This window comes from Rathayibacter sp. SD072, from assembly GCF_017355185.1.
Lineage (GTDB): Bacteria > Actinomycetota > Actinomycetes > Actinomycetales > Microbacteriaceae > Rathayibacter.
The window spans coordinates 1-21,862 of sequence record NZ_JADILJ010000003.1 but is presented as its reverse complement, the minus strand read 5'-3'; the positions used below and the strand labels follow the sequence as shown (position 1 = coordinate 21,862).

The following is a 21,862-nucleotide window of genomic DNA, read 5'->3' as shown; positions in this document are numbered from 1 at the left end:
GATCGGCCTACTGCAAACGGAGCAGACTCGCGGAGAGTGTTGCCCCATGGTTCGAGAGAATCGCGCGCAAGAAAGGGGTCGTCGCCTTGCGGCGACGACCCCTTTCACCTCGCCGATCAGGCGTTCTCGAGCACGCGCACCGGCGCGACCGTCGACTCTTCGTCGAGCGCGTGACCCTCGGTGTCGATCCTCGGAACGATGCGGTCGAGCCACTTCGGCATCCACCAGGCGGAGGAGCCGAGCAGGCTCAGCAAGGCCGGCATCAGCACGAGGCGGACGATGAACGCATCCGCCATCACGCCGACCATCAGCCCGAAGGCGATTGAGGCGCCGATGGCGAACTCGCCGGTAGCGAACCCGCCGAAGACCACCGTCATGATCGCCGCGGCAGCGACAAGGACCGGTCCGGATCGCGCGAAGCCCTCCCGGATCGCGTCCTTCGGGGACATGCCCTTATCGTGCATTTCCTTGATTCTTGAGACCAGGAACACCTGATAGTCCATCGCCAGGCCGAAGAGCACGCCGACCAGGAGCAGCGGCAGCAAGCTGAGCATCGGGTCACCCTGGGGCGCGGCGATCAGCGCATCGAGCCACCCCCACTGGAACACGGCAGTGCTCGCACCAAAGGAGGCGCCGACTGACAACAGGTAACCGAGGGTGGCGATGAGGGGGATGAGGAGCGAGCGGAACATCACGATTAGCAAGACCAGCGAGATGGCCACGATGACGATGATGTACTTCACCAGCGCGCTCATGAGTGCCGCGTCCTGGTCGATCCCGATCGCGGTTTCCCCTGTCACCTCGAGGTGAACGCCGGAGAGGGCATCGGCGTCCTCGCGCAGGGTGTGCACGATGTCCTTGGTTTCCTGATCAATCGGGCTGCCCTCGGGAATGACGATGATCCGCGCCATCGTGCCATCCGTCGAGATCTCGGCGGGCACGACCTGCTTCACGCCGTCGAGCTGAGCAATCCGGGACTGGACGCTTCCGGTGTGCGAGGTGACGTCTTGGCCCTCGGCGAGCACGATCAAGGGGCTCTGGATCCCGCCGAACTCATCGACGATGAGGTTGTAGGCGGTGCGCTCCGTCGAGTCCGGGTTAGCGCCTCCGGGGATGTTGAAGGCGGTCTTCATGCTGAACATCGGGAGCGCGACGATCACCAGAAGGGTGATACCGGCGAGAGCGGAGATGATCGGTCGGTTGACGACGAAGCTGCCCCAACCGCGCATGACGCCGCGCTTCTGCTTCCCGCCTTCGACTGCGTAGTGGCCCGCGAGAACCTCTGCACGCTGCTTCTTGGACAGAGCATGAAGTCCGAGAGTCTTGAGGAGCGCGGGCAGGAGAGTCAGTGACATCAGCACCGCGACCAGGACAGCTGCAGCGGCGGCGATGCCCATTTCGGTGACAAAGCTCAAATTCGCCACAAGGAGCGCCACGAGAGCGACGATCACGGTTAGCCCAGCGAAGACGACTGCGGTGCCCGCAGTGCCGGTTGCCCGCGCCACGGCGTCCTCGACGCTTTTGCCCGATCTCACCTCGATCCTGAACCTCGAAAGGATGAACAGGGTGTAGTCGATACCGACCGCAAGTCCCAGCATCGAAGCGAGGATGATGGCGTTCTCGCCGAGCGGGAAGAGCGATCCGTACGCGAGCACTCCGACGAGGCCGACACCCACCCCGAAGACTGCGATGAGCAGATTGACGCCAGCCGCGAGGAGTGATCCGAAGGTGAGAATCAGGACGAGGAACGCGATGACGACTCCTACGCCTTCGCCGATGCCGGGTGCCGGCGCTCCGATGGGGACGAGATTGCCGCCGAGCTCGACTCCCAGATCGGCCGGTGCGTTCCCTTGCAGTTCGAGAGCAGCGGCGTAGTCCGCCTTTTGGTCGGCCATCGAGAGTTCGCCGTATCCGAGCGTCGCGACGGCGAGGCTCGAGTCCTGGGAGACGTTCGGCCGGGCGGCATCGAACGGGTCGCTGACCGATTCGACTCCGGGCAACGCAGTTGCGTCGGCGAGCACCGCGGCGATCTGCGCCGACACCGCGGGATCGGTGACCGAGCCACCGACAGGCTCAAAGACCAGCTGAAGCGTCGTCGCGGAGGTGTCGGAGGCGCTCGGGAATTCCTCGTTCATGCGGTCGAGCGCCTCGGACGCTGCGGAGTTCGGCACGGACGTCTCGGCGGCCTTCACGCCTCCGATGTTCGTGCCGACGATCAGGGTTGCGATCAGACCGGCGAACACGATCAGCCAAGCACCGATCACCACCAATCGGTGGCGGGCGCTGTACCGCCCTAGACGGGCGAGAAATGTGGACACGGTGGCTCCTCAAAGCGAAGGGGAAGACTGAATACGTCGAGAGTCGTCCATCCGCTGCCCGGGGCGAATCGTCCGGCAAGACGGCTCGGCCTACTGCTTCGGCAGTACGTTCCGCGGACGAGCGACGAGAAGAATGAGGACATGCCCTCCGTCGCACCACCCTCGACTGTTGCCGAAATAGACAGCGACGCAGGGGTGTGGTCGCGGCGCATCCGCTTCCTCGATCTCGCGAGTCTCGTCGTCTCTCTCCTCGCCGCGGCCACCGAGTCCTACCTGCTGATTCAGGACGGCGGAGCTGCCGGTGACTACGTCGCCCTTGCGCTGACTCTCGTTGGGATTGGCATCGTCCGCATCCCCCTCCGAGTGGGGCCGCGCGCCCCCCAGACTCGGTTGTGGCTCGGGACCGCGATCCTCGCCCTCGGCCCACTTTCGGCGACCGCGTTCGGTGGCGACCCTCTCGTCACCTGGACCATCGTGGTCTTCACGGCCTTGACGATCACTCTCCGCGGGCTCCCTGGCGCCCTCATCGGAGGTGTCCTCGGCGCAGCCGTCTACCTCGCTGTGATCGGGTCTGACGGGCTCGGCGCCGTCGACCCCACCGCCTTCGTCGCCCTGACCTGCTCCTTCACCGCGGCGGCAACCGGCAGCGCGTTGCGCAGCCACATCCGCTATCGGACGGAACTCGCAGAGCGGACCCGGCAGACCCTCGCGAGCAGGGACGCCGAGACGCACCAGCGCGTCGCCGAAGAGCGCCTCAGAATCGCCCGCGACCTGCACGACATCGTCGGCCACGAGATCGCGGTCCTCAACATTCATCTGAGCGTCGCGCAGGTCAACCTGCCCGAAGGAGCGGAGGCATCGAGGACGTCACTGAATTCAGCGAGGACGAGTGTCCAGTCAGTCCTCGGCGAGACGCAGCGAATTCTGCATGTCCTGCGCACGGAGGACAACGAGGAGGGGCTCGGCGGACCAGCTGCCGAATTCGTTCGCATCCCCACGCTGATCGCGGGGTTCCAGCACGTGGGAGCAGACGTCACGTCCGACTTGTGCGAACCTCCCGCCCAGCTCGACCCAGAGGTGAGCACCGCGGCTTATCGCGTGGTCGAGGAGGCCCTCACCAACTCGCAGAAGCATGGGACTGGGCCGGTCGAGGTGACGACCTCGGCCCGCGGGCGCACTCTTGAGATCACCGTCTCGAATGCGAAGCGGCCCGATGCCGTCCAGCCGGAGCGACGCGGGTACGGTCTGGTGGGAATGCGGGAACGTGTCGCCTCCGCGGGTGGGCGACTGGTCATCCGCGACGAAGAAGACAGATTCGCTGTAGAGGCGACTTTGCGGATCGACGGGAGCGCACACGCATGATCCGGGTCATGATCGTCGACGACCAAGCAATGATCCGCGAGGGTCTACGCGCGATCCTCGCTCCCCCAGCTGACATCGATGTGGTCTCCCTCGCCGGTGACGGGCTCGAGGCACTCGCGCTACTCAATGATTTCGATGTCGACGTCGTACTCATGGACATCCGCATGCCAGGGATCGACGGCGTCGAGACCACGAGGCGCATCCGGGAGCGAATCCCCGCCGATCGGCTGCGAATCGTCGTGCTCACCACTTTCGACACGGATGAGAACGTGCTCGCCGCGCTCAGGGCTGGAGCGAACGGGTTCCTGAGCAAGGGGGTCGGCCCGGACGCACTCGCAGACGGTATCCGCGAGGTGGCAGCCGGAGGCGGCGCGCTCTCGTCCGCCGCGAGCGCGGTACTGATCGGCCAAGTGTCAAGAACCCCGACCCCCATGGTCGATCCCGCGATCCTTGACCGCTTCGCGGCACTGACGCCCCGAGAGCGGGACGTTGTGATCGCGATCGCCACGGGAGCCGACAACACACAGATCGCGGCACAGATGTTCGTTTCGCCCTTCACGGTGAAGACCCACGCCAACCGGGCAATGGCCAAGCTCGGAGCTCGCGACCGCGCCCAACTCGTCGCCCTGACCTACCGCGCCGGCCTAGCCGGCTGAGGCCGAGAGCGCCCGACTCAGCAGCGAACTACTGCATCCGGAGCAGCCGGTCGGTTCTCAGGGATGACGACCCAGCGCTCGTCCGGCGGAATCGTAGATCTCATCGCAGCGCACCCCGCGCCGCCCTCAAGGAGGTCCTCATGTCCGCCGTCACGCCCATCGTTCAGCGCTCGCGCAGCCTCACCACCCGGGCACTCCGCGGAACGCTGCATGCAGGCTACGTCGCCTCCGTGATCGTGAGCAGCGTTCTCGCCAGTGTCGGCTTCCTCCTCGAAATCGGCCTGGACCGGGTCTCGGCGGCTCGCTCATGACCGCAAACGATCCGCTGATGCTCGCGCTCGACCCCTCGCCGGTCCTGACGTCGATCGCGCTCGGCGACAGCATCGACCTCTACCTCGCGATGATCCGCCGCAACTCGGAGCACCCTTCGGACTGACCCTCGCCACAGCGAGGCGGACCGTACCTGATGTGTTCGGTTCAACGACTACTGCAGAAGGACGAGGCCCGTCGATCCGCACGGACGACGGCCACAGAACCAGGGTCCGCGAGTCTCGAAGGACCGGAGCACACCCGCTCCCGTCCCGCCGCAGAGCGTGGACCGAACAGACAGGAATTCGCCATGTCCCGCTCCGCTCCCCTCCCCCTCACCGTCCTCGCCGCTGCCGGCGCTCTTCTCCTTAGTGGATGCGCGACGACCACTGAGCCCGAGTCTCAGGGACCCGCCGCAGCCGACCCGCACTGGTCGTACGAGGGCGCCTCCGGCCCGATCGGCTGGGGCGCTCTGGACCCCGGCTTCACCTCCTGCGCGACCGGCACTCGGCAGTCCCCCATCGATCTGCCCACCTCGATCACGGCAACCGGAGCACCGATTGAGGTCGCAGCTCAGGCTTCGGAGGGCGAGCTCGAGGACACCGGTCACACCGTTCAGCTTGCCGACGAGGGCGACGGGTCATCCGTCTCGTACGACGGCGCAAGCTACGAGCTCGCGCAGATGCACGTGCACACTCCCTCCGAGCACACCGTCGATGGCGTCACCGCCGAGGCCGAGTTCCACTTCGTCCACCAGAACGAGGCCGGTGACCGGCTCGTCATCGGCGTCCTGGCAGAACAGGGTGCAGCATCGGCCGCATACGACCCCTTCACCACCGGAGCGGCCGAGGCTGCTGAGGCGGGGGCAGAGGCTGACCTCGACCTCGACGTGGCAGCCCTGCTCCCCGCATCCTTGGATCACTTCGCCTACGAGGGCAGTCTCACCACGCCCCCCTGCACGGAGAACGTGCAGTGGATCGTGTTGACCGCTCCGGTCCAGCTCTCCGCGGAGCAGCTCGCCGACCTCGACTCAGCTCACCCCGGCAACACTCGCCCGACCCAGCTCCTGGGAAACCGCGTCATCACCCGAGGAACCGGGACTCTCAAGAGCGACTGACTCCCGCCGCTCAACCTCCGTTGGACTGCGGGATCCCCTCAGCGAGGGCGGTGAAGCGGTAGACGAAGCCACCCTCGGCGCCGCTGATCGTCGCGTAGGCGTCCGTGGTGCCCGGCGCTATGGCGACGTTGGTCGCGGAACTGAGGCCCGATGCCTCCTCCGTCGGCACCGCCACCGTGGTCACAAGGGCGCCCTCGACGTCGTAGATCAGGATCACCGGACGGTTATGCACTCCAACGTAGAGGTTGCCGTCCGCGTCCACCGCGATCGAATCGACTTGGCCAACGCCCGCCGAGGCGTAAATCGCGGGGTGAGCGGTCGCAACCTCCGAACCGTCAGGGGAGAGCGTAAGCCTGTCGATGCGGTTGCCAGTGTTCAGACCTACCCAGAGTGCGTCGTACTCGGGCGAGAAGCCGATCCCGTTCGGTGAGGGCAGCCCGGAGGCGAGCACGGTCGCCTCCGCGGTCGACGGATCGATGCGGACGATGCGACCGCTCGCTTCCCAGTAGGGTGCAGTCGCTCCCGCCGCGTCGGTGACGTAGAGCGCACCGTCACGACCGAACGCGATGTCGTCGGGCTGCATCGGCACCCCGTCGACGGGGCCCGCGAAGACTTCGCGGACATCGGTGCCATCAGTCGTCATACTGCGCACCGCACCGCCGACGAAGTCGGTCACGTAGAGCCGCCCGTCCGCCGGCCCGAACTGCGCCGAGGTCAGCACGCTCGCGTCGTCGGTGTAGACGGTCTCAGCGCTTTCGTCCTCGACGTCCACGCGGAGAACCTTGCCCTCCCCCGACGGAGCCACCACGTCAACGACATAGAGGCCCCCGTCGGGGCCGAACGTCGGACCCTCTAAAAGGGTCATTCCAGTCGCCTCATGGACATCCGACACCTGAACGACACGTTCAGCAGTCTGCTCCGCTGCCGTCGGCGCGGCAGTGTCGTCCGGAGTCGCGGCCGTAGTGCATCCCGCGAGTAGCAGCACGGACGGCACCGCCAGGGAAACGAGCATGCGCCTCATCGCGCGGCTCCGACCGACGCGCCGACCAACACGTCTCCCATGCCGGCCACTCGCCACTCACGCAGAAGACGGTGGAACGCGATCGGTCCCGGACTGTACGCGGCTCCTGCGATGGAGCGGCTGCCCTCACCGTTGTAGTAGCCGGGCGTGCACTCGGCCTGGAACGCCCGAGTGTCGCTAGCGGTCTCGTGCACGGTGCGCACCCACGCCTCCTCCGCCTCGGCGCTGGGCTCGAGGTAGCGGGCGCCGACCTCGCGGCCGCGAGCAATGACGGCGGCGATGTGCTCGGCCTGCTCGAGCAGGATGTGCGCGAAGTTCACCGAGTTCGCGTTCTGAATGCCGCTGAGATGGAACAGGTTCGGGAAGCCGTGCGACGAGAAGCCGTGCAGCGTGCGGGGGCCGCGGGCCCATGCCTCCAAAAGCGTGCGCCCGCCGCGCCCGGTGACGGGCAGCGTGCCCGACATGACGCCGGAGATGCCGACCTCGAAGCCGGTGGCGAAGATGAGGCAGTCGACCTCGTACTCGGTGTCCCCGACGACGACGGACGTCTCGGTCACCCGCGTGATCCCGCCTGCGTCGGCGGTGTCGACGAGAGTCACGTTCGGCCGGTTGAAAGTCGGGAGGTAGGTGTCGCTGAAACCGGGCCGCTTGCACATGTAGCGATACCACGGCTTCAGGGCTTCGGCTGTCGCCGGGTTTTCCACGATCTCGTCGACACGGGCTCGGAGACGATTCATCGTCGCGAGGTCATCGAGCTCATCGCGCCGCTCGCGTTCCTCGAGCGTGAGGCTCTGGTCCACCGCTCCTGTGAGAATCTGCCGCTGCAGGGCGGTCGTCGCCGTCCAGCCGTCTTGCACGAGACTCTCCCCCACCGGCTCGCCGGCGAGCACGGCGAGGAAGTTCTCCATCCGCTTGCGCTGCCAACCCGGTTGAAGCGACTCCACCCACGTCGGGTCGGTAGGCCGGTTGTCACGGACGTCAACGGTGGAGGGTGTGCGCTGGAACACGACGAGTTCGCGGGCGTCGGCGCCGACGTGCGGAACGACCTGCAGACCGGTCGCTCCAGTGCCCACGACCGCGACGCGCTTGTCGGCGAGACCCGTCAGACCCCCGTCCGCTGAACCTCCGGTATAGCCGTAGTCCCAGCGGCTGGTGTGGAAGGTGTGCCCGCGGAACGTCTCAATCCCCGGGATGCCGGGGAGCTTGGCCTGCGTCATCGTGCCCGAGGAGGTGACGACGAAGCGCGCGCGGAAGCGATCGCCGCGGTCGGTGACGACGATCCACTCGTCGGACTCCTCGTCCCAATCGAGCGACGTGGCCCGGGTCTGGAACAGTGCATCTCGGTAGAGCCCGTAGTGCTGCGCGATCGCGACGGAGTGTTGGCGGATCTCCTCGCCTGGCGCGTAGCGTTCGGTCGGCATCGTGCCGACCTCTTCGAGCAGAGGCATGTAGACGTACGATTCGATATCGCAGCGGACTCCCGGGTAGCGGTTCCAATACCAAGTGCCGCCGACATCGCCCGCTTCGTCCATCAGCCTGATCGACTCCACTCCGGCTTCACGTAGACGTGCGGCGGTGAGGAGTCCGCCGAAGCCGGCGCCGATCACGAGGACCTCGACGCGGTCCTCGACAGGTTCCCGCTCGACGCGCTCGGTATACGGGTCCTTCGCGTAATAGCCGAACTCGCCGGCCGCGCGCTTGTACTGGGTGACGCCATCGGGTCGGAGGCGGCGGTCGCGCTCGTGGCGGTACTTCTCGCGGGCGGCCTCGAGGTCGAGGGTGTCGTTCGTGGCGGTCATCGTCTCTCGCTTTCGTCGCGCCGTGCGGCGCGGCACCCGCGATCTTCCCGGGCCTCCACCGAGCTGAGGGGTATCCCCTGCCTTTTCGTGGACGCGCCGACACGACTCCGGATCGATCACTTGCTCTGTCAAAAAGGTTAGCCGGGCACTAAGTAATTGTGCTGGGTATCCGCTGACACCTACGGTGAGCGAATGGGAACCGATGACGCCCGGGCGCGCACGATGACGAGCATCGAGGCGCTGTCCATAGCGATCACTGTGCGCTCGATCCCGCGGGTCCTCGAGCCTCTGATGACGACGGACCTGACGATCCAGCAGTTGAAGGCACTTACGGTTGTCGTCACGACCGACGAGGGAGCGACCGGAGCCGGCCTCGCCCATGCGTTTGCTGTGTCGATGCCGTCGATGTCGAAGCTTGTCGACCGCCTCGCTGCAGCCGGCCTGATCGTTCGGGAGGAGGATCGGGTTGATCACCGCGTCCGTCGGATTCACGCGACAGACCTCGGCCGGGCGGTCGTCCGCGAGCTCATGGCTGCGAGGCCGGAGCTGGGCGAGGACGTCCTCTCGCGCCTGAGTCAGGACGAGCTTGAGGCTCTCGAGACCGGCCTGCGTGCGATTAGCCGGGAGCTGCGCGAGTCGCGCTCCTGACTTCTACTGGACGGACCAGCCGCCGTCGGAGGCGAGCACGATGCCGTTGACGTTCGCTGAGTCGTCGCTCAGGAGCCACGTGATCGAGGCTGCCATCGTGTCCGCTGACACCACCGGCGGGATGAGGGTGAAGAACGGCGCGAGCCGCTCACGCGCGAAGTCGGACGCCATGGTCCCCTCGATCGCTGTGGCAGTCGGGCCGGGAGCGACGGCGTTGGTGCGGATGCCGGAGGGCCCGTACAGGAACGCTGCGCTCTTCGTGATGCCCACGACCGCGTGCTTGGAGGCCGTGTAGGCGGTGCCGGCCGCGTTGCCCCGCAGTGACGCCTCCGACGCGATGTTGACCACGGAGCCGCGGCCCCGCGCCAGCATCACCGGGAGCACTGCGCGGCTGAGCGCGAACGTGCCGTCGACGTTCACTGAGAACACTCGGCGCCAGAGGGCGTCCTCGGTTTCGTGCAGAGGCGTCATCCCGTCCATGATCCCCGCGATGTTCGCGAGACCGTCGATGCGCTCCCCTGCGGCCGCGATGATTGCCGCGACGCCGTCGGCCGAGGTGATGTCTGCGATCACGGCGACGACTGTGCCTTTGGGGGAGGAGGCGGCGAGCTCGTCGATGCCCTTCGGCGCCACGTCGACAGCGATCACGCAGCCGCCCTCGCGGACGAGGCGGCGCGCAGTGGCGCGGCCGATTCCCGAGCCGGCGCCGGTGACGATCACCGTGCGACCGGTGAACCGGCCCTCGGCGGCAAGCTCCTCCTGCGTCTCCTCGGACGGGACGACACCGCCGTTCGCCTGCTTCACGAGCGTGTCGACCAGCTCCTGCGGGAATCGGCCACCGCCGAGCTCGACGAGTGTCCGCAGGCTGAGGCCCGCGGCGGGCTCGAGATCATCGGCCGACTGGCCGCCCTGAGCGAGGACCTCCCGAAGGATCGGGCCGCCGATGGCGTCGTCGAACCATTCCTGCACAGTGTTCTTCGAGGTGAGCATCTCGTTCTCCTTCGTCTCGGGTACGTCATCGCCCTGAGTGGTGCGGCGCTTCTTCAGGATTGCCGCTTCCTTCTGGAGCGGCGTCGTCTGCGTGCGGCGGTCCGACTACTGCGTGCGCAGTAGAGGTGATCGGTCGGCCGACCCGGAGCTCGGCAGCACGCCGTCGGGAAGCGCCGGCTCCTCATCCGGTATCCCCCGAGGCTTCGGGATGAACGCGGCGAGGGCGGCGCAGAGGACCGCCGCGGCGAGACCGAAGAGAAGGGCGAGAGCGAAGCCCGACTCGGAGGGCACCGAGGCCCCCGAGCCGCCGACAGCGGAGTTCGCCAGCACCGCCGCCACTGCAGCGGAAGCGATGCTCGTGCCCAGGGCTCGCATCAGAGTGTTCAGGCCGTTGGCCGCGCCGCTCTCGCTCGCCGGAACAGCGCGCATGATCAACGTCGGCATGGCCGCGTAACCCAACCCAATCCCAATGCCGATCACGACGTTGATCACCAGCACCAGCCAGACGGTCGGTTCGAGCACCACGGCGGCGAGGTAGGCGAGGGCGATGATGACTGCCCCGGCGACCAGCAGCGGCTTCGGGCCGACCCGCTTCTCCACCCGGCCGGCGACGGGTGACATCGCCAGCATCGCGAGGCCTGAGGGCATGAGGATCAGACTCGCCTCCAGAAGCGGCAAACCGAGTCCGCCGGTGCGCTCGGGGAGCTGGAGCAGTTGAGGGAACACAATGCTGGAGGAGAACAGGGCAAAGCCCATCGCGACGGACGCAAGATTCGTCATCAGGACAGGCCCGCGAGCGCTCACCCGCAGGTCGACGAGCGGATTGCTCTGCCTCAGCTCATACCAGCCCCACACCAGGAGCGCCACGAGTCCGACTCCTGCAGAGATAAGCGTGGGAGCACTAGCCCACCCCCACTCATTGCCGCGGGACACGGCCAGAAGGAGGCCGACAAGGCCGATCGCGAGTCCAACGGCACCACCGAAGTCGAACCTGCCGTGCGCGTTCGAGCGCCCGGCCGGGACAACGACGAGGAAGAGCACCAGGGCCACGGCCCCGATCGCGGCGGCCACCCAAAAGAGGGCGTGCCAGTCGAGGTTCTCGGTGACGAGAGCACTGACAGGCAGGCCGAGCGCTCCTCCGACGCCGAGAGTCGCGCTGACCAGGGCAATCGCCGAGCCCAGGCGCTCCTTCGGGAGAACGTCGCGGAGGATCGAAATGCCCAGCGGAATCACTCCCATGCCCGTGCCCTGAAGGCCCCGACCGATGATCAGGGGCACGACGGTCGGCGAGAGCGCGCTGATCACCGATCCAAGGATCAGGAGGGAGAGCAGCACGACCGCGACGCGGCGCTTGCCGTACATGTCGCCGAGTTTGCCCGAAACGGGCGTGCAGATCGCCGAGACCAAGAGGGTGACGGTGATGACCCAGGCTGTATCGTCCCGACTCGCGTCGAGCAGCTCGGGGAGCTTCGCCTGAATCGGGATCAGGATCGTCTGCATGAAAGACGCGCCCATGCCCGCGAAGGCCAGAACGGCGATCACGAGATTTGGACGCACCTTCCTACCTGTTGCGCTGGGTGCAGCGGTGGTCGTGGACATCGATTCTCCCGGCTCGGATGGACTGAGACAGCTGATACTGCGTATCCACTCTGATACCGCGTCTCACATCCTATGCTCGAAACATGGTTGCGGGAGTACGGGATCGGGCACGAGAACTCCTCCGCGCCCAGTTCGCGGCGGCGGTTCTGGACGTGTTTCTCGAACGGGGCTACTCCTCCGTCACTGTCGAGGAAGCGGCCCGCGAGGCCGGAATCTCACGAGCGACCTTCTTCCGGTACTTCGGCAGCAAAGAGGACGTGGTCATCGCTGCTGTCGAAAGCAATCGGCTCGATCACGCTGCGGCCCTTCGCGCCCTTCCCGCGGACGCCCGACTGTCGAGTTGGCAACTTGTGCGTCTCGCGATCGAGCCGGTCGTCCTCGTCGCCGCCGAGGCCCCCGGTAGCTACCGGTCTCGCTTGCGCTTGATCATGAGCGAGCCGACGCTCACCTCCCGGCTGCGGGAGCGCCGAGCGGAAAGCGCCGTTGCGCTCGCGGACGCTCTCGCCGAGCGCATCCCTGATGCCTTCACTGCGAGGGTCCTCGCGAATGCCGCACTCGCGGCCGTTGACGTCGCTTGGGAACACTGGGCCACCGCAGATGACGCCGACCTCGGCACGCTCGTCGATGCGGCCTTCGAACGCCTCAGCTCCGCAGCCCACTCACTCGGCTGAGTAGACCGGAATGGTCTGCTTCTCTGTAGTCGATGCTCATGCCGTCGGTGCGCCCCGCGTGGGAGTAGTCGAACTCGTTGCGCCACTGGCGTCATCGTCCTCCTTGAACAGACGCTCCGCTTCGGCGCCACCGATGGCTTCGCCGCGCGCGACCATGCCGGCCTGGTCCGAGAGCGGGATCTGCTTGAGGAAGATCGCGAGCACGAGGGCCAGCAGGATGAACGGGATGAGGTACCAGAACACTGGCGCGAGAGAGTCTGCGTAGGCGTCGACCACTCCGTCCCGTACGGAGTCGGGCAGGGTGGCGAGCGTCTGCGGATCGAGCGTCGCCGCGGAGGCACCGGCGGACGCGTCGCCGGCTCCGGCGAAGACTGCCGTCAGCTTTTCAGTTAGCGAGTTCGTGAAGATCGTGCCGAAGATGGCGACTCCGAGCGCGGCGCCGACCTCGCGGAAGTAGTTGTTGGAGCTGGTCGCCGTGCCGATCTGCTCGGCGGGAACGGCGTTCTGCACCACCAGCACGATCACCTGCATGATCAAGCCGAGCCCCGCACCGAAGATCAGCAGGTAGACGCAGATCAGCCAGATCGGCGTCTCGGCGGTCAGCGAGGTCATCGCCGTCATCGCGAGCGCGGTCAGGATCGCGCCGACGATCGGGAAGATTTTGTACTTGCCGGTGCGGGTAATCAGGAGGCCGGAGGCGATTGACGTGCCCATCAGGCCGACCATCATCGGCAGCATCAGCAGCCCGGAGGCGGCGGCGGAGGTTCCCGACGCCATCTGCAGGAACGTGGGCAGGAATCCGATCACCGAGAACATGCCGAGGCCCAGCGTGAGGCCGATTGCAGTCGCGTTCACGAAGATCGGGTTGCGGAAGAGGCTGAGCGGGATGATCGGGTCCTCGGCCCGCGCCTCCGCCCAGACGAAGCCGGCGGCTGTGACGAGGAAGCCCGCTCCCAGGAGCCACGTCGAGGCGGCGCCCCAGCCGTGGTCGGCGTCGCCGCCGAAGTCGGTGAAGAAGATGAGGAGCGTCGTCGCGGCCGAGAGCAGGACGACTCCGGGGATGTCGATGCGCTTCTGCGCCTTCTTGCTGGGGAGGGTGAGGGTGAACCAGGCGATCGCGAACGCGGCGATGCCGATCGGGATGTTGATGTAGAAGGCCCACTGCCAGGTCAGGTGGTCGACGAACAGGCCGCCGAGCAGCGGCCCTGCGATGGCCGAGAGGCCGAAGACCGCGCCGATCGGGCCGAGGTACTTGCCGCGCTCGTTGGCCGGCACGATGTCGGCGATGATCGCCTGCGAGAGGATCATCAGCCCGCCGCCGCCGAGGCCCTGCAGGGCGCGGAACACCACGAAGCTCCAGAAGTCGCCCGCGAACGCGCAGCCGATCGAGGCGACCGTGAACAGGGCAATCGCGATCAGGAACAGGTTGCGGCGGCCGAGCACGTCGCCGAACTTGCCGTAGATCGGCATGACGATCGTGGTCGCGAGCAGGTAGGCCGTGGTGATCCAGGCCTGGTGCTCGACTCCGCCGAGCTGGCCGACGATGGTGGGCATCGCGGTCGAGACGATGGTCTGGTCGAGGCTGGAGAGCAGCATGCCGGCGATGAGCGCCGAGAAGATGATCCAGATCCTGCGCTGCGTGAGCAGGAGGGGCTTGGCGGTGGCGGTGGTCATCGGTCCTCTTCGGGGTTGGGACGGGCATCTGAGGCAGTGAGGTTGAAGAGCGCTCGGGCGAGCTCCACACGAGAGCGGAGGATCTCGTCGAAGGACCAGGCCGCGTCGCAGGCGAGGGACTCTTCGACGGCGTGCCGGGCGAGGGTGCCGACGAGCTGCACGGCGAGGCGGATCCGAACGTCGCTCGACTCGAGCCCCTCTCGCTTAGCGCAAAGGCGCTCGAGGATCCGATCGCGCTCACTGCCCACCTGTAGGAGCGCGGCGAGCAGTTTCGGCTCTCGTTCAAACAGAGCGAAGAGCTGCTGAGCCCCTTCGGGTGTGAGGCCGATTCCCTCGTAGTGCTCGACTGCAAGGTCGACCAGGCCGAGGAGCAGGTCGGCGGAGATTTCGCCCGGTGCGCCGCCGCCGGCGAGGAACCGGGCGGCTGCCTCGCCCTCGAGCCCTTCCTCCGGCCGGCCGAGCACGGCCTGCTCCTTCGTCGGGAAGTAGTTGAAGAACGTCCGGCGTGAAACGCCGATATCAGCGCAGAGCTCATCCACCGTGAAGCCGTTCAGGCCTCGCTCGAGAGCCAACTGGCGGGCACGGCTGCCGAGCAGCTCTCGACGCTCACGCATTCGCGCCACGCCATTTTCTGCACTTCCAATCACAAAGTGCAGCCTTGCACACTCTGCAGACTGTCGCACGAAGGCAGAGCAGGCTGCGCTGATGATGGCTGGTAGCCTCCCGTTCGCCTGTAAGGGGTAAGGCGCGCTACTCGTCGCGAGCCGACGATGATTTCCAGCATCACTGCAAGGGTGACACCAGCGCCGGTTCTCGCTCTCCCGGCTGCTTGTCGGGCGGGAAGAGATGTTTTGGGGGGCGCTTGTAGGGCAACGGGTCTCCCACGTTGTTCTCGTCTTTCGCGTCCGCAAACGGCCCGTCAACGGCGAGAAGTGCAGTCATGTGCGGGGCGGCGTGATTGATCCACCAGGTACTCGTCCCGAGTCCTGGGTCCAGGCGTGCAGCCTCCCAACCTCGCCAGAGGGCTTCGAGTCGTTGCACGGCCTCGTCGGTGTTCCACCATTCGGCCTTCCACCGGCCGGTGCCCTGTCCCTTGGCGGAGACGCGGCGCCGGTAGGTGAAGCGCCAGTACTTCCGCAGCCACTCATCCACCGAGCCGTAGACCGTCTCGTCTGCCGTAGTGGGGTCCTCGTCGCCGGTTGGCGGCTCGAACGCGCGCTCCACGGCCGCTACCGTGCGCTCCCGGAGGATCTCGACACGTTCAGGTGTCAGCGCGGCGCTGAGGGCGTCCTTCGCGAGCTTGCTGACGAGCTGCGCGACGACGGCTGTCGCCGCGTCGGCTACGAGAGCGTCGACGTCGAGAGCGCCCAGCGCGTCCTCCACAGCGGACCCCATGCCGCCCGCAACCCCAAGGGGGCTCCCCGTTACCGGAGAACCCCCTTCTGCTGGCGCCGCAGCGTCGAACTCGTCGGAATCGATCGGGTCGACGTCATCCATCGGTGCGCTCCTGCGCGTCCTCGCGTTGCATCAGTGCCCGCATAGACGACGCCAGGTCAATCGGAGGTGTCGCCGGTGCGGATTTCACAGTTGCGACCGCCGGCTGCGCGATCACCGGTGACGTCGGCATCGCCGCCGCCGGCGCCACGCGCGCTCCTGCAGGAGCGCCGGCCGGGTCGTGCGCGGCGATGGACGCCTTGATCGCCGCGACCTGATCCTTCGCGCCCTCGTACCACGGCACGGTTCGTAGCAGCGCGGCACGCGATCCGGTGGAGAGCATCACCGCGCGGCCGCGGGGCATCGCGCCCAGCTCGTCCACAGTCAGAATCCGCTCCCGCTTCAACGCGGTCGACGTCGACCGGACGCCCTTGTTGTAGCTGGCGGAGGTCGTCTCACGGTCGTAGTCTCCGACGAGTTCGGAGACGTTCTGGAGGAAGTCGTTCTCCTTGACGCTCCCGAGGTAGAGGAACGCGTTCGACGCGCTCCACAGTTTCAGCATGCCCTCCTTGCCGAACACGGCGACGCCTTGGGACCAGGACTGGAACACCGACATGATGGGGATGCCGCGGGAGCCGAAGTGTGAGTACAGGTCGGGGAGGTCCCGCCACCGGCAGACGTTCGCGGCCTCATCGAGGATCCCGACGAGCGGCGTGCGCAGTCGGCCTCCGGGCGAGGTGTCCGCGAGGTCGGTCGCCGCCTCGAGAGTGGCCGCGGTGAGCGCGGTGACGAGGGGGCCGGCGGTGCCGGCGCCCTCCTTGGACAGCGAGTAGAGCGTGCCGGAGCCTCGGACGAACTCTGCCGCGTCGAACTGCGGCCGCGGGTCCGCGGCGCCGCGAGGGTTCACCCAGTCCGCGACCTGCGTGTTCTTCAAGCACGCGGCCATCTCCTGACCGGTCGAGTACACCGAGCCGCGCAGCTTGTCGGTCGACTGGATGATGCCGAGCACGGCGTCCCCGATCATCGGGTAGCCCCCCTCTCGCAGCAGCCGCACCGGCTCCTCATCGGTCGAGTCCGTCAGCCAGGAGAACACCTGCGCGATCGGTCGCCCGCCGACTGCGGCCGCGAGCAGCATCCCGGCGAGGAGGTTCTGTCCGGCGCCATCGAAGAAGGCGTCCGTCTTCGCGTCCGTCGCCCGGGACCCGGAGGCGAAGTACTGCGCGAGCTTCGCGGCGCGCACGTCGTCGGTGACGTAGGAGAGGGGGTTCCACCACCAGGTCGCGTCCTCGCGAGCCACACGCTGCGGGTCGAACACCCACACCGGCCCCTCCTTCTGGCGCACGTCGCGAGTCGCGTCGAGCACGTCGCGCTTATTCGACGTCGTGACGACTGCACCCGGGGCGGCGATGATCGCCGGGATGACCAGCGACGTCGACTTGCCCACCCGCGGGCCGGCGACGACGGTGATCATGTCCTCGAACGAGGCGTAGAGCATCTTCCCCGTCGACACCAGGCGTCCCACGGGCACCCCGGGCGAGCCCTCGACGCCGAGCCGCTTGGACTTCTTCATCGCCTCCTTGCTCAGCATCGGCGCGAGGTCCCGCTCCGTCGCCATGTACCGAGCCGCCCGGTCGACGTTCGCACGGTTCTTCCGCCCGAGAGCGCGCATCCACATCAGCCACAGGGCGATCGACACGATGACGCCGACCGCGGAAAGCGCGACCGCTGTCGCAGACGCCGACCAGGTGACGGTGCCGCGGGCGAGACCCGAAAGGATCTCGAACGGGTCCTTCGGCAGGGTCTCGTTCACACCGTCGAGCTGCGACCCGACGGCGACGGACACCCAGACGATGCCGATAGCGGCGATCGCTGCGAGGGCTCCGCCGAGCATCAACCCGTCGTTGCCTGCTTTGCCGGGCTCGCGGCGCCGGTTGTTCGCTGTGACGCTCACGTGCGTTCCTCCGTGTAGATCGGGCCAGACCATCGCGGGGTGCGGTCGTCGGCGGGTGCTTGGTGCGAGGTCCCCCAGTGGAGGACCGCGAGGCCTCGCTCTACGAACGAGACGGGAAGGTCGGTGACGTGGAACCGATGGTCCCCCGGCACCGCTCGAGAGCAGCGCCAGAGGTAGCCCTCGAAGACGACGGCCGAGGCGCAGCTCATGGGAGCGCCGGCAGCATCACCGCGGCGACAACCGCTGCGCCGGCGGCGGTGAGCATCCAGCCGACAATCGAGAGCGCGTGCGGCCGGGTCAACGCGCGCCGCGTCCACACATCGGTGCCCTGGACGACGACGTGACACACGCTGCCGAGGCCGAAGATCACGACTCCGACGAAGCCCAGCCAGAGGTTCACGGCAGGATCTCCACCACGACCGGATCCGTCGCCAGCGGCTCGTTCGCCCGTCCCGCGCGGGAGGTGGTGTGCCAGAGCTTGTTGGTGTCGTTGACGTCCAGCTCGGCGGCGGTGAGCTGTACCCGGATCGGGATGCCCGGACGGCCGCCCACCTTGATCAGGAACCGGCCACGGCCGGGAGGCTCGGACTCGTGCCCGGAGACGGGATCCCAGGCGGGCGGGTCCTGCCAGCTCGTGAGCATCGACTGTTCCGCATTCGAGAGCGGCACAGCCGAGGTCAGCAGCGGCATCTCCGCGCCGGGGAGGCCTCCGCAGATGACCATGCCGGAGCGTTCCACGAAGCCTTTGGCCTTCATCTGGTCCTCTTGCGAGGCGAGCGCGAGGAGGTCGGACATGGTGTGGCTGATCATCGCGAGGCCGACGCCGCGGGCGCGGTTGAGACGGGTGAGCGCGTCGACGCGATCGACCATGCCCTTGCCCGCGCGCAGCGCCCGCCACAGCTCATCGAGGATCACGAAGTAGTGCCGTCGCGGCTCCAACCCCGCCTCCGCGAGAGCCGAGGCGACGTTCACCGTTCCGAAGCCGGCGGACCAGCAGGCGAGGAGGATGCTGGCCTGCAGATCGCCCTCAGAGTCATCGATCGAGGACACGTCGTAGACCACCGGCCGGTCCCGCCGCATCGGGGTGGTGGTCTGGCGGGAGAAGATTTCGCCCAGTCGGCCTCCGGTGGTGAGGCCGATCAATGAGGCTTCGAGGTTCTCGGTGATCGCCTTGTAGCGGGTGAGGTCGCCGCGGTCGAGGGCGACCTGTCGAATCTCGTCCGGCGCCGCCTGAATCACCGCGAGGAGGTCTGCGAGGACGGGGATGCCCTCGTGGGTCTCGTCTAGGTACTTCAGCGCCCGGTCGATGATTGTCTCCTCTCGGTCGCTCGGCGGCTCGGAGCGGAGGATCGTCAGCAGCGCCGCGATCATCGTGTGCCGGCGGCCGTGCGCGTCCGCGAGCACCTGCGAGGCAAGGCGCTGCGACTTCACGGCGTGCTTGCGCTCCTCTGTCGAGTCCTCCCCGCGAGCGTCGAGCTTCGCCGCCCGCTCGAGCGCCCGGTCGGCATCGTCGCGGAGGCGCTGAGCCGCCGTGGTCGCCTCTCCCGGGTCGAGGATGTTCAAGTACCCCCGGCCGCGGCCGAGGGTGATGACCTGCCCGTCCATCGCGCGGATCAGGTCCACGTAGTCGGGCTTTAAGTCGCCCAGGACCAGCGGCAGCGTCCCGTATCCGGCGAGCCCTGTCGCCATGCGGCGGGTGAGCGAGGACTTCCCCAGGCCTGGCTTGCCGAGGACGAACATCGACGGGTTGGAGATGAGCTGCGCCCGCTGGAACCAGCTGATCGGGTCGCACAGGACCGACGCCCCCGTGGCGAGGTTCTTCCCGAGGGGCACGCCGATCATGGGCGTGCCGGTGCCGACCGAGAACGGGTACAGCCCGCACACCTGCACGGTGGTCGCGCGGAACTCGTCGGCGGGCTGAATCGAGACGGCCTGCCCGCCCCCGCGGCCGAGCCATCCGGTCGACGTCGGCCGCAGCGGGCGCTTGGGCGCCGGCTCTTTCTCCGTCTTCTGCCTGCCGCCCTGGTGCGGGATCGCCCGCTTCTTCCGCGATCGCTTGGAGGGCTTCTCGCGGGCCAATGGTGACGCGGCTGCACGTGCGGCCGCGGCCTCCTCCTGCACCCTCCGCGCACGGCGAGAACCGGCGCGACTGTCTGTCGACGTCGCCGCGGCCTGCGCCGTCGACGGGGCACCAACCGCGCCAGTGGACACGGCCGTGTCCAGCGCGTCGACGTCCACAGCCTCCGTCTCTTGGTCGATGTCGGCAGCGCCCGTGGGCAGCTCGTCCCCGTCGACCGTCGAGACGTCGACGGTGGCAGGCTCGTCGCGGTGGCGGGAGAAGAGCTTGGTGGTGATGCTCACTGGGAACCTCCGGCAGTGATCGGGGCGGGGGAGAGGGTGCTTAACCGGGGACGGCACCGGACACTCGTCCAGTGCCGTCCCGGATGCGGTGGCGATCGTCACAGGGCTTCCCGCACCTCGTTCGGGATGCGCAGGTGCCGCGGTAGGACCAGCCCGAGCGGGAGCGCTGCGGCGAACGCGGAGTCTTGCGACCCGAACGCCGGCCTCATCCGCAGACGTGCGGCCGAAGTCAGCGAGTCGACGGCCGCGCGAGCCTCTGGCTCCTGAGTGCGCTGCATCGTCGTGGCCGTGACGATGAGCCCGAAGTTCATCAGGCCGGCCCCGGCCGCTTCCTCCGCCGCTGTGGCCTGCGCCGAGCGGGTGGAGAGGGTCGACCGCGCGGTGGGCTTGGTCGACGCCGAGCTATTGAACTGCGCGGCGTTGAGGTCTGCCTCGACCAGCGCCGCCGCGCGGGCGGGATCGATGGGGCGGTAGAGCAGGGTGACGCGCTTGCGGGCGATGTCCCGGTGCGGGGCGAGGAGACGAGCGAGGATGCCGGCCTGGACCACGCCGCGCGGCGGAGCAGTCATCGTCCACGACGTCGACACGGCGCCGTCGTGCCGGTAGGAGTCCCAGTGGGCCTCAGCCGCGGCCGGGCCGACGTCGGTCCAGGACAGGTCGGCCGTTTCGCCTTCCGCGCGTGCCTGATCGATGAGGACGGCCGCGTCGGGGTCGTAGGCGGTGCGGATGACCTCGCAGATCTCCTGCGCACCGAGCGGACGGGCCGCGCCGGCCCCGGTAGCGGCGAGAGAAGACGTCAGGCCGGGGATGCGAGCGGAGAGGTCCGCGGCGACTTCCTGCGCGTTGCGGCGCTTCCCGTTGATGCGCGCGTTCGCGGTGAACGTGAGCGCGATGTACGCGCGGATCGTTGCCGACCCGACCGGGTAGGTCTCCACGACCTCCGAGAGCATCGCTCGAGCAAACAGTGGGGCGTCAGGGTCCATCGAGCCCTCGACCTCACCGCGCAGCCGCGTGCCCGTGTCAGGGGCTGTCTCGACCGTGACGGAGGCGGCCTCGATGCCGGGCTCGTCCCCGAGGTTGGCGAGCCAGATGCCGTACTCGGCCACCTGGTTGTTGATCTGCTCCTGATCCACCAGCGCGGCACCGTCCGGCTCGGTCGCGAGCACGATCGTGAAGTGGCGCGTCGCGGGCGTGCTGATCAGCGCGAACCGCCGCCCGTGGGAGTCCTCGTGCTCCGTGAGCTGCGACGCTGCGGCGAGGCCGGGGAGCTGGAACGTGCCCCACTTCGCGCGACCGATGGGTCCGGAGCGGTAAATGTTCGCTCCCTTGCTCTTGGTGCGCCACCAGTTCACGCGGACCACCGTCCTTCCCAGGGCTGATTGCCCGTGCTTGTCCTTGACCGAGACGGTCAGGAGGATGCCGCCGAAGACCCCGGCGACGATCAGTGCGGGACCGAGGCCGGAGAACATGGACGCGATGATCGAGGACACGATGCCCACGAACATCACGAGGGTGGCGAGCTGCCCGAGCCCGCCAAGGCCGGCGGTCTGGGGCTTTCGCCAGTTGCCGTAGGTGCGGGCCTTCACCGGATCGGTGGCTGTTGCGTTGCTCATGGGTTAGCTCCCGTTCTCGTTGCTGCCGGTCGCCTCTTCGGTGCCGGCCTTGACTGCCTGCGCGGCGTGCTTGACGCCCTCCGCGGCCTTCGTCGCGACGGCGATACCGGCGCCGATCGGACCGGCCGCAGCCGCCGCGCCGCCCGCTGCCGCACCGGCCCCAGCGCCGCTCGACGCTCCGGCCGCTGCGCCACTCGTCGCGGCACTTCCCGCACCCGCTCCGGCGCCGCTGCTCGCCGTCGACGCCGACCCGGACGGGTCAGCAGCCGGCGACGACGCGGGAGTGCCAGGGGTCTTCGGCGGCATCCTCCTGACCGTCTCGGTCAAGGACAAGCACGG

20 protein-coding genes are annotated in these 21,862 nt (G+C 67.8%); 8 read left to right on the top strand and 12 right to left on the bottom strand.

Annotated features, from left to right (window positions below):
* Positions 1–116: 116 nt before the first annotated feature.
* Entirely contained in the window at positions 117–2,318 is a 2,202-nt protein-coding gene (locus tag IOC53_RS01910; protein WP_207402700.1) for an MMPL family transporter, read from the bottom strand.
* 141 nt (positions 2,319–2,459) lie between these two features.
* On the opposite strand from IOC53_RS01910, the gene IOC53_RS01905 reads away from it, so the two are divergent.
* From IOC53_RS01905 to IOC53_RS01890, 5 genes are all read left to right on the top strand, one after another.
* Positions 2,460–3,680 (top strand): sensor histidine kinase, encoded by a 1,221-nt coding sequence (locus IOC53_RS01905; protein WP_207402699.1) that lies wholly within the window; start codon positions 2,460–2,462, stop codon positions 3,678–3,680.
* A gap of 8 nt (positions 3,681–3,688) precedes the next feature.
* The gene (locus IOC53_RS01900) at positions 3,689–4,336 is read left to right on the top strand and encodes a response regulator transcription factor (protein WP_242682790.1); all 648 of its coding nucleotides are present in this window, start codon (positions 3,689–3,691) and stop codon (positions 4,334–4,336) included.
* A 140-nt stretch (positions 4,337–4,476) separates the two neighbouring features.
* Complete coding sequence (locus IOC53_RS01895) at positions 4,477–4,647, top strand: hypothetical protein (RefSeq protein ID WP_207402697.1); 171 nt, start codon at positions 4,477–4,479, stop codon at positions 4,645–4,647.
* On the top strand, positions 4,644–4,772 hold the full coding sequence (locus IOC53_RS19130; protein ID WP_278249989.1) for a hypothetical protein: 129 nt from the start codon (positions 4,644–4,646) through the stop codon (positions 4,770–4,772). The genes IOC53_RS01895 and IOC53_RS19130 overlap by 4 nt, the downstream gene beginning before the upstream one ends.
* Before the next feature lie 183 nt (positions 4,773–4,955).
* Positions 4,956–5,762 (top strand): carbonic anhydrase, encoded by an 807-nt coding sequence (locus IOC53_RS01890; protein WP_207402696.1) that lies wholly within the window; start codon positions 4,956–4,958, stop codon positions 5,760–5,762.
* Positions 5,763–5,772: 10 nt separating this feature from the next.
* On the opposite strand, the gene IOC53_RS01885 is transcribed toward IOC53_RS01890, so the two are convergent.
* Positions 5,773–6,774, bottom strand: a complete 1,002-nt coding sequence (locus tag IOC53_RS01885) for an SMP-30/gluconolactonase/LRE family protein (RefSeq protein WP_207402695.1) — start codon at positions 6,772–6,774, stop codon at positions 5,773–5,775.
* A 5-nt stretch (positions 6,775–6,779) separates the two neighbouring features.
* Entirely contained in the window at positions 6,780–8,702 is a 1,923-nt protein-coding gene (locus IOC53_RS01880) for an NAD(P)/FAD-dependent oxidoreductase (protein ID WP_307786034.1), read from the bottom strand.
* Positions 8,703–8,774: 72 nt separating this feature from the next.
* On the opposite strand from IOC53_RS01880, the gene IOC53_RS01875 reads away from it, so the two are divergent.
* Entirely contained in the window at positions 8,775–9,230 is a 456-nt protein-coding gene (locus tag IOC53_RS01875; protein ID WP_207402694.1) for a MarR family winged helix-turn-helix transcriptional regulator, read from the top strand.
* Between the two features lie 3 nt (positions 9,231–9,233).
* Here the strand turns inward: IOC53_RS01875 and IOC53_RS01870 are convergent, their stop codons facing one another.
* Entirely contained in the window at positions 9,234–10,220 is a 987-nt protein-coding gene (locus tag IOC53_RS01870; protein ID WP_207402693.1) for an SDR family NAD(P)-dependent oxidoreductase, read from the bottom strand.
* 105 nt (positions 10,221–10,325) lie between these two features.
* Positions 10,326–11,819 (bottom strand): MFS transporter, encoded by a 1,494-nt coding sequence (locus IOC53_RS01865; protein WP_207402692.1) that lies wholly within the window; start codon positions 11,817–11,819, stop codon positions 10,326–10,328.
* Between the two features lie 83 nt (positions 11,820–11,902).
* On the opposite strand from IOC53_RS01865, the gene IOC53_RS01860 reads away from it, so the two are divergent.
* Positions 11,903–12,490, top strand: a complete 588-nt coding sequence (locus IOC53_RS01860) for a TetR family transcriptional regulator (protein WP_207402691.1) — start codon at positions 11,903–11,905, stop codon at positions 12,488–12,490.
* Positions 12,491–12,526: 36 nt separating this feature from the next.
* Here IOC53_RS01860 and IOC53_RS01855 read toward each other — a convergent pair whose 3' ends face one another.
* From IOC53_RS01855 to IOC53_RS01825, 7 genes are all read right to left on the bottom strand, one after another.
* The gene (locus IOC53_RS01855; RefSeq protein ID WP_207402690.1) at positions 12,527–14,164 is read right to left on the bottom strand and encodes an MDR family MFS transporter; all 1,638 of its coding nucleotides are present in this window, start codon (positions 14,162–14,164) and stop codon (positions 12,527–12,529) included.
* A complete protein-coding gene (locus tag IOC53_RS01850; protein ID WP_242682802.1) occupies positions 14,161–14,778 on the bottom strand; it encodes a TetR/AcrR family transcriptional regulator in 618 nt (205 codons plus the stop codon). Before IOC53_RS01850 ends, IOC53_RS01855 begins: the two co-directional genes overlap by 4 nt.
* Positions 14,779–14,947: 169 nt before the next feature.
* Positions 14,948–15,661: a DUF4913 domain-containing protein gene (locus IOC53_RS01845; RefSeq protein ID WP_207402688.1), complete on the bottom strand. Its 714-nt coding sequence runs from the start codon at positions 15,659–15,661 to the stop codon at positions 14,948–14,950.
* Positions 15,654–17,549: a TraM recognition domain-containing protein gene (locus tag IOC53_RS01840; RefSeq protein WP_307786032.1), complete on the bottom strand. Its 1,896-nt coding sequence runs from the start codon at positions 17,547–17,549 to the stop codon at positions 15,654–15,656. The genes IOC53_RS01845 and IOC53_RS01840 overlap by 8 nt, the downstream gene beginning before the upstream one ends.
* 205 nt (positions 17,550–17,754) lie before the next feature.
* Positions 17,755–17,949 carry a hypothetical protein gene (locus IOC53_RS01835; RefSeq protein ID WP_207402686.1) on the bottom strand — a complete coding sequence of 65 codons (195 nt, stop codon included), beginning with the start codon at positions 17,947–17,949 and terminating at the stop codon, positions 17,755–17,757.
* Entirely contained in the window at positions 17,946–19,628 is a 1,683-nt protein-coding gene (locus IOC53_RS01830) for an ATP/GTP-binding protein (RefSeq protein WP_374070167.1), read from the bottom strand. The genes IOC53_RS01835 and IOC53_RS01830 overlap by 4 nt, the downstream gene beginning before the upstream one ends.
* A 380-nt stretch (positions 19,629–20,008) precedes the next feature.
* Entirely contained in the window at positions 20,009–21,523 is a 1,515-nt protein-coding gene (locus tag IOC53_RS01825) for an SCO6880 family protein (RefSeq protein ID WP_207402685.1), read from the bottom strand.
* A 70-nt stretch (positions 21,524–21,593) separates the two neighbouring features.
* Between IOC53_RS01825 and IOC53_RS01820 the strand changes: the two genes are divergently transcribed.
* Positions 21,594–21,862 (top strand): hypothetical protein (locus IOC53_RS01820; RefSeq protein ID WP_207402684.1); only part of this gene is annotated, 269 nt, incomplete at its 3' end.

What these genes read in the sequence shown, in the direction of transcription:
- IOC53_RS01860 (WP_207402691.1), top strand. Translation starts at nt 11,903, where the DNA reads ATGGTTGCGGGAGTACGGGATCGGGCACGAGAACTCCTCCGCGCCCAG.
- IOC53_RS01865 (WP_207402692.1), bottom strand. Translation starts at nt 11,819, where the DNA reads ATGTCCACGACCACCGCTGCACCCAGCGCAACAGGTAGGAAGGTGCGT.
- IOC53_RS01885 (WP_207402695.1), bottom strand. Translation starts at nt 6,774, where the DNA reads ATGCTCGTTTCCCTGGCGGTGCCGTCCGTGCTGCTACTCGCGGGATGC.
- IOC53_RS01895 (WP_207402697.1), top strand. Translation starts at nt 4,477, where the DNA reads ATGTCCGCCGTCACGCCCATCGTTCAGCGCTCGCGCAGCCTCACCACC.
- IOC53_RS01850 (WP_242682802.1), bottom strand. Translation starts at nt 14,778, where the DNA reads ATGCGTGAGCGTCGAGAGCTGCTCGGCAGCCGTGCCCGCCAGTTGGCT.
- IOC53_RS01875 (WP_207402694.1), top strand. Translation starts at nt 8,775, where the DNA reads ATGGGAACCGATGACGCCCGGGCGCGCACGATGACGAGCATCGAGGCG.
- IOC53_RS01825 (WP_207402685.1), bottom strand. Translation starts at nt 21,523, where the DNA reads ATGAGCAACGCAACAGCCACCGATCCGGTGAAGGCCCGCACCTACGGC.
- IOC53_RS01905 (WP_207402699.1), top strand. Translation starts at nt 2,460, where the DNA reads ATGCCCTCCGTCGCACCACCCTCGACTGTTGCCGAAATAGACAGCGAC.
- IOC53_RS01855 (WP_207402690.1), bottom strand. Translation starts at nt 14,164, where the DNA reads ATGACCACCGCCACCGCCAAGCCCCTCCTGCTCACGCAGCGCAGGATC.
- IOC53_RS01900 (WP_242682790.1), top strand. Translation starts at nt 3,689, where the DNA reads ATGATCGTCGACGACCAAGCAATGATCCGCGAGGGTCTACGCGCGATC.
- IOC53_RS01890 (WP_207402696.1), top strand. Translation starts at nt 4,956, where the DNA reads ATGTCCCGCTCCGCTCCCCTCCCCCTCACCGTCCTCGCCGCTGCCGGC.
- IOC53_RS19130 (WP_278249989.1), top strand. Translation starts at nt 4,644, where the DNA reads ATGACCGCAAACGATCCGCTGATGCTCGCGCTCGACCCCTCGCCGGTC.
- IOC53_RS01870 (WP_207402693.1), bottom strand. Translation starts at nt 10,220, where the DNA reads ATGCTCACCTCGAAGAACACTGTGCAGGAATGGTTCGACGACGCCATC.
- IOC53_RS01845 (WP_207402688.1), bottom strand. Translation starts at nt 15,661, where the DNA reads ATGGATGACGTCGACCCGATCGATTCCGACGAGTTCGACGCTGCGGCG.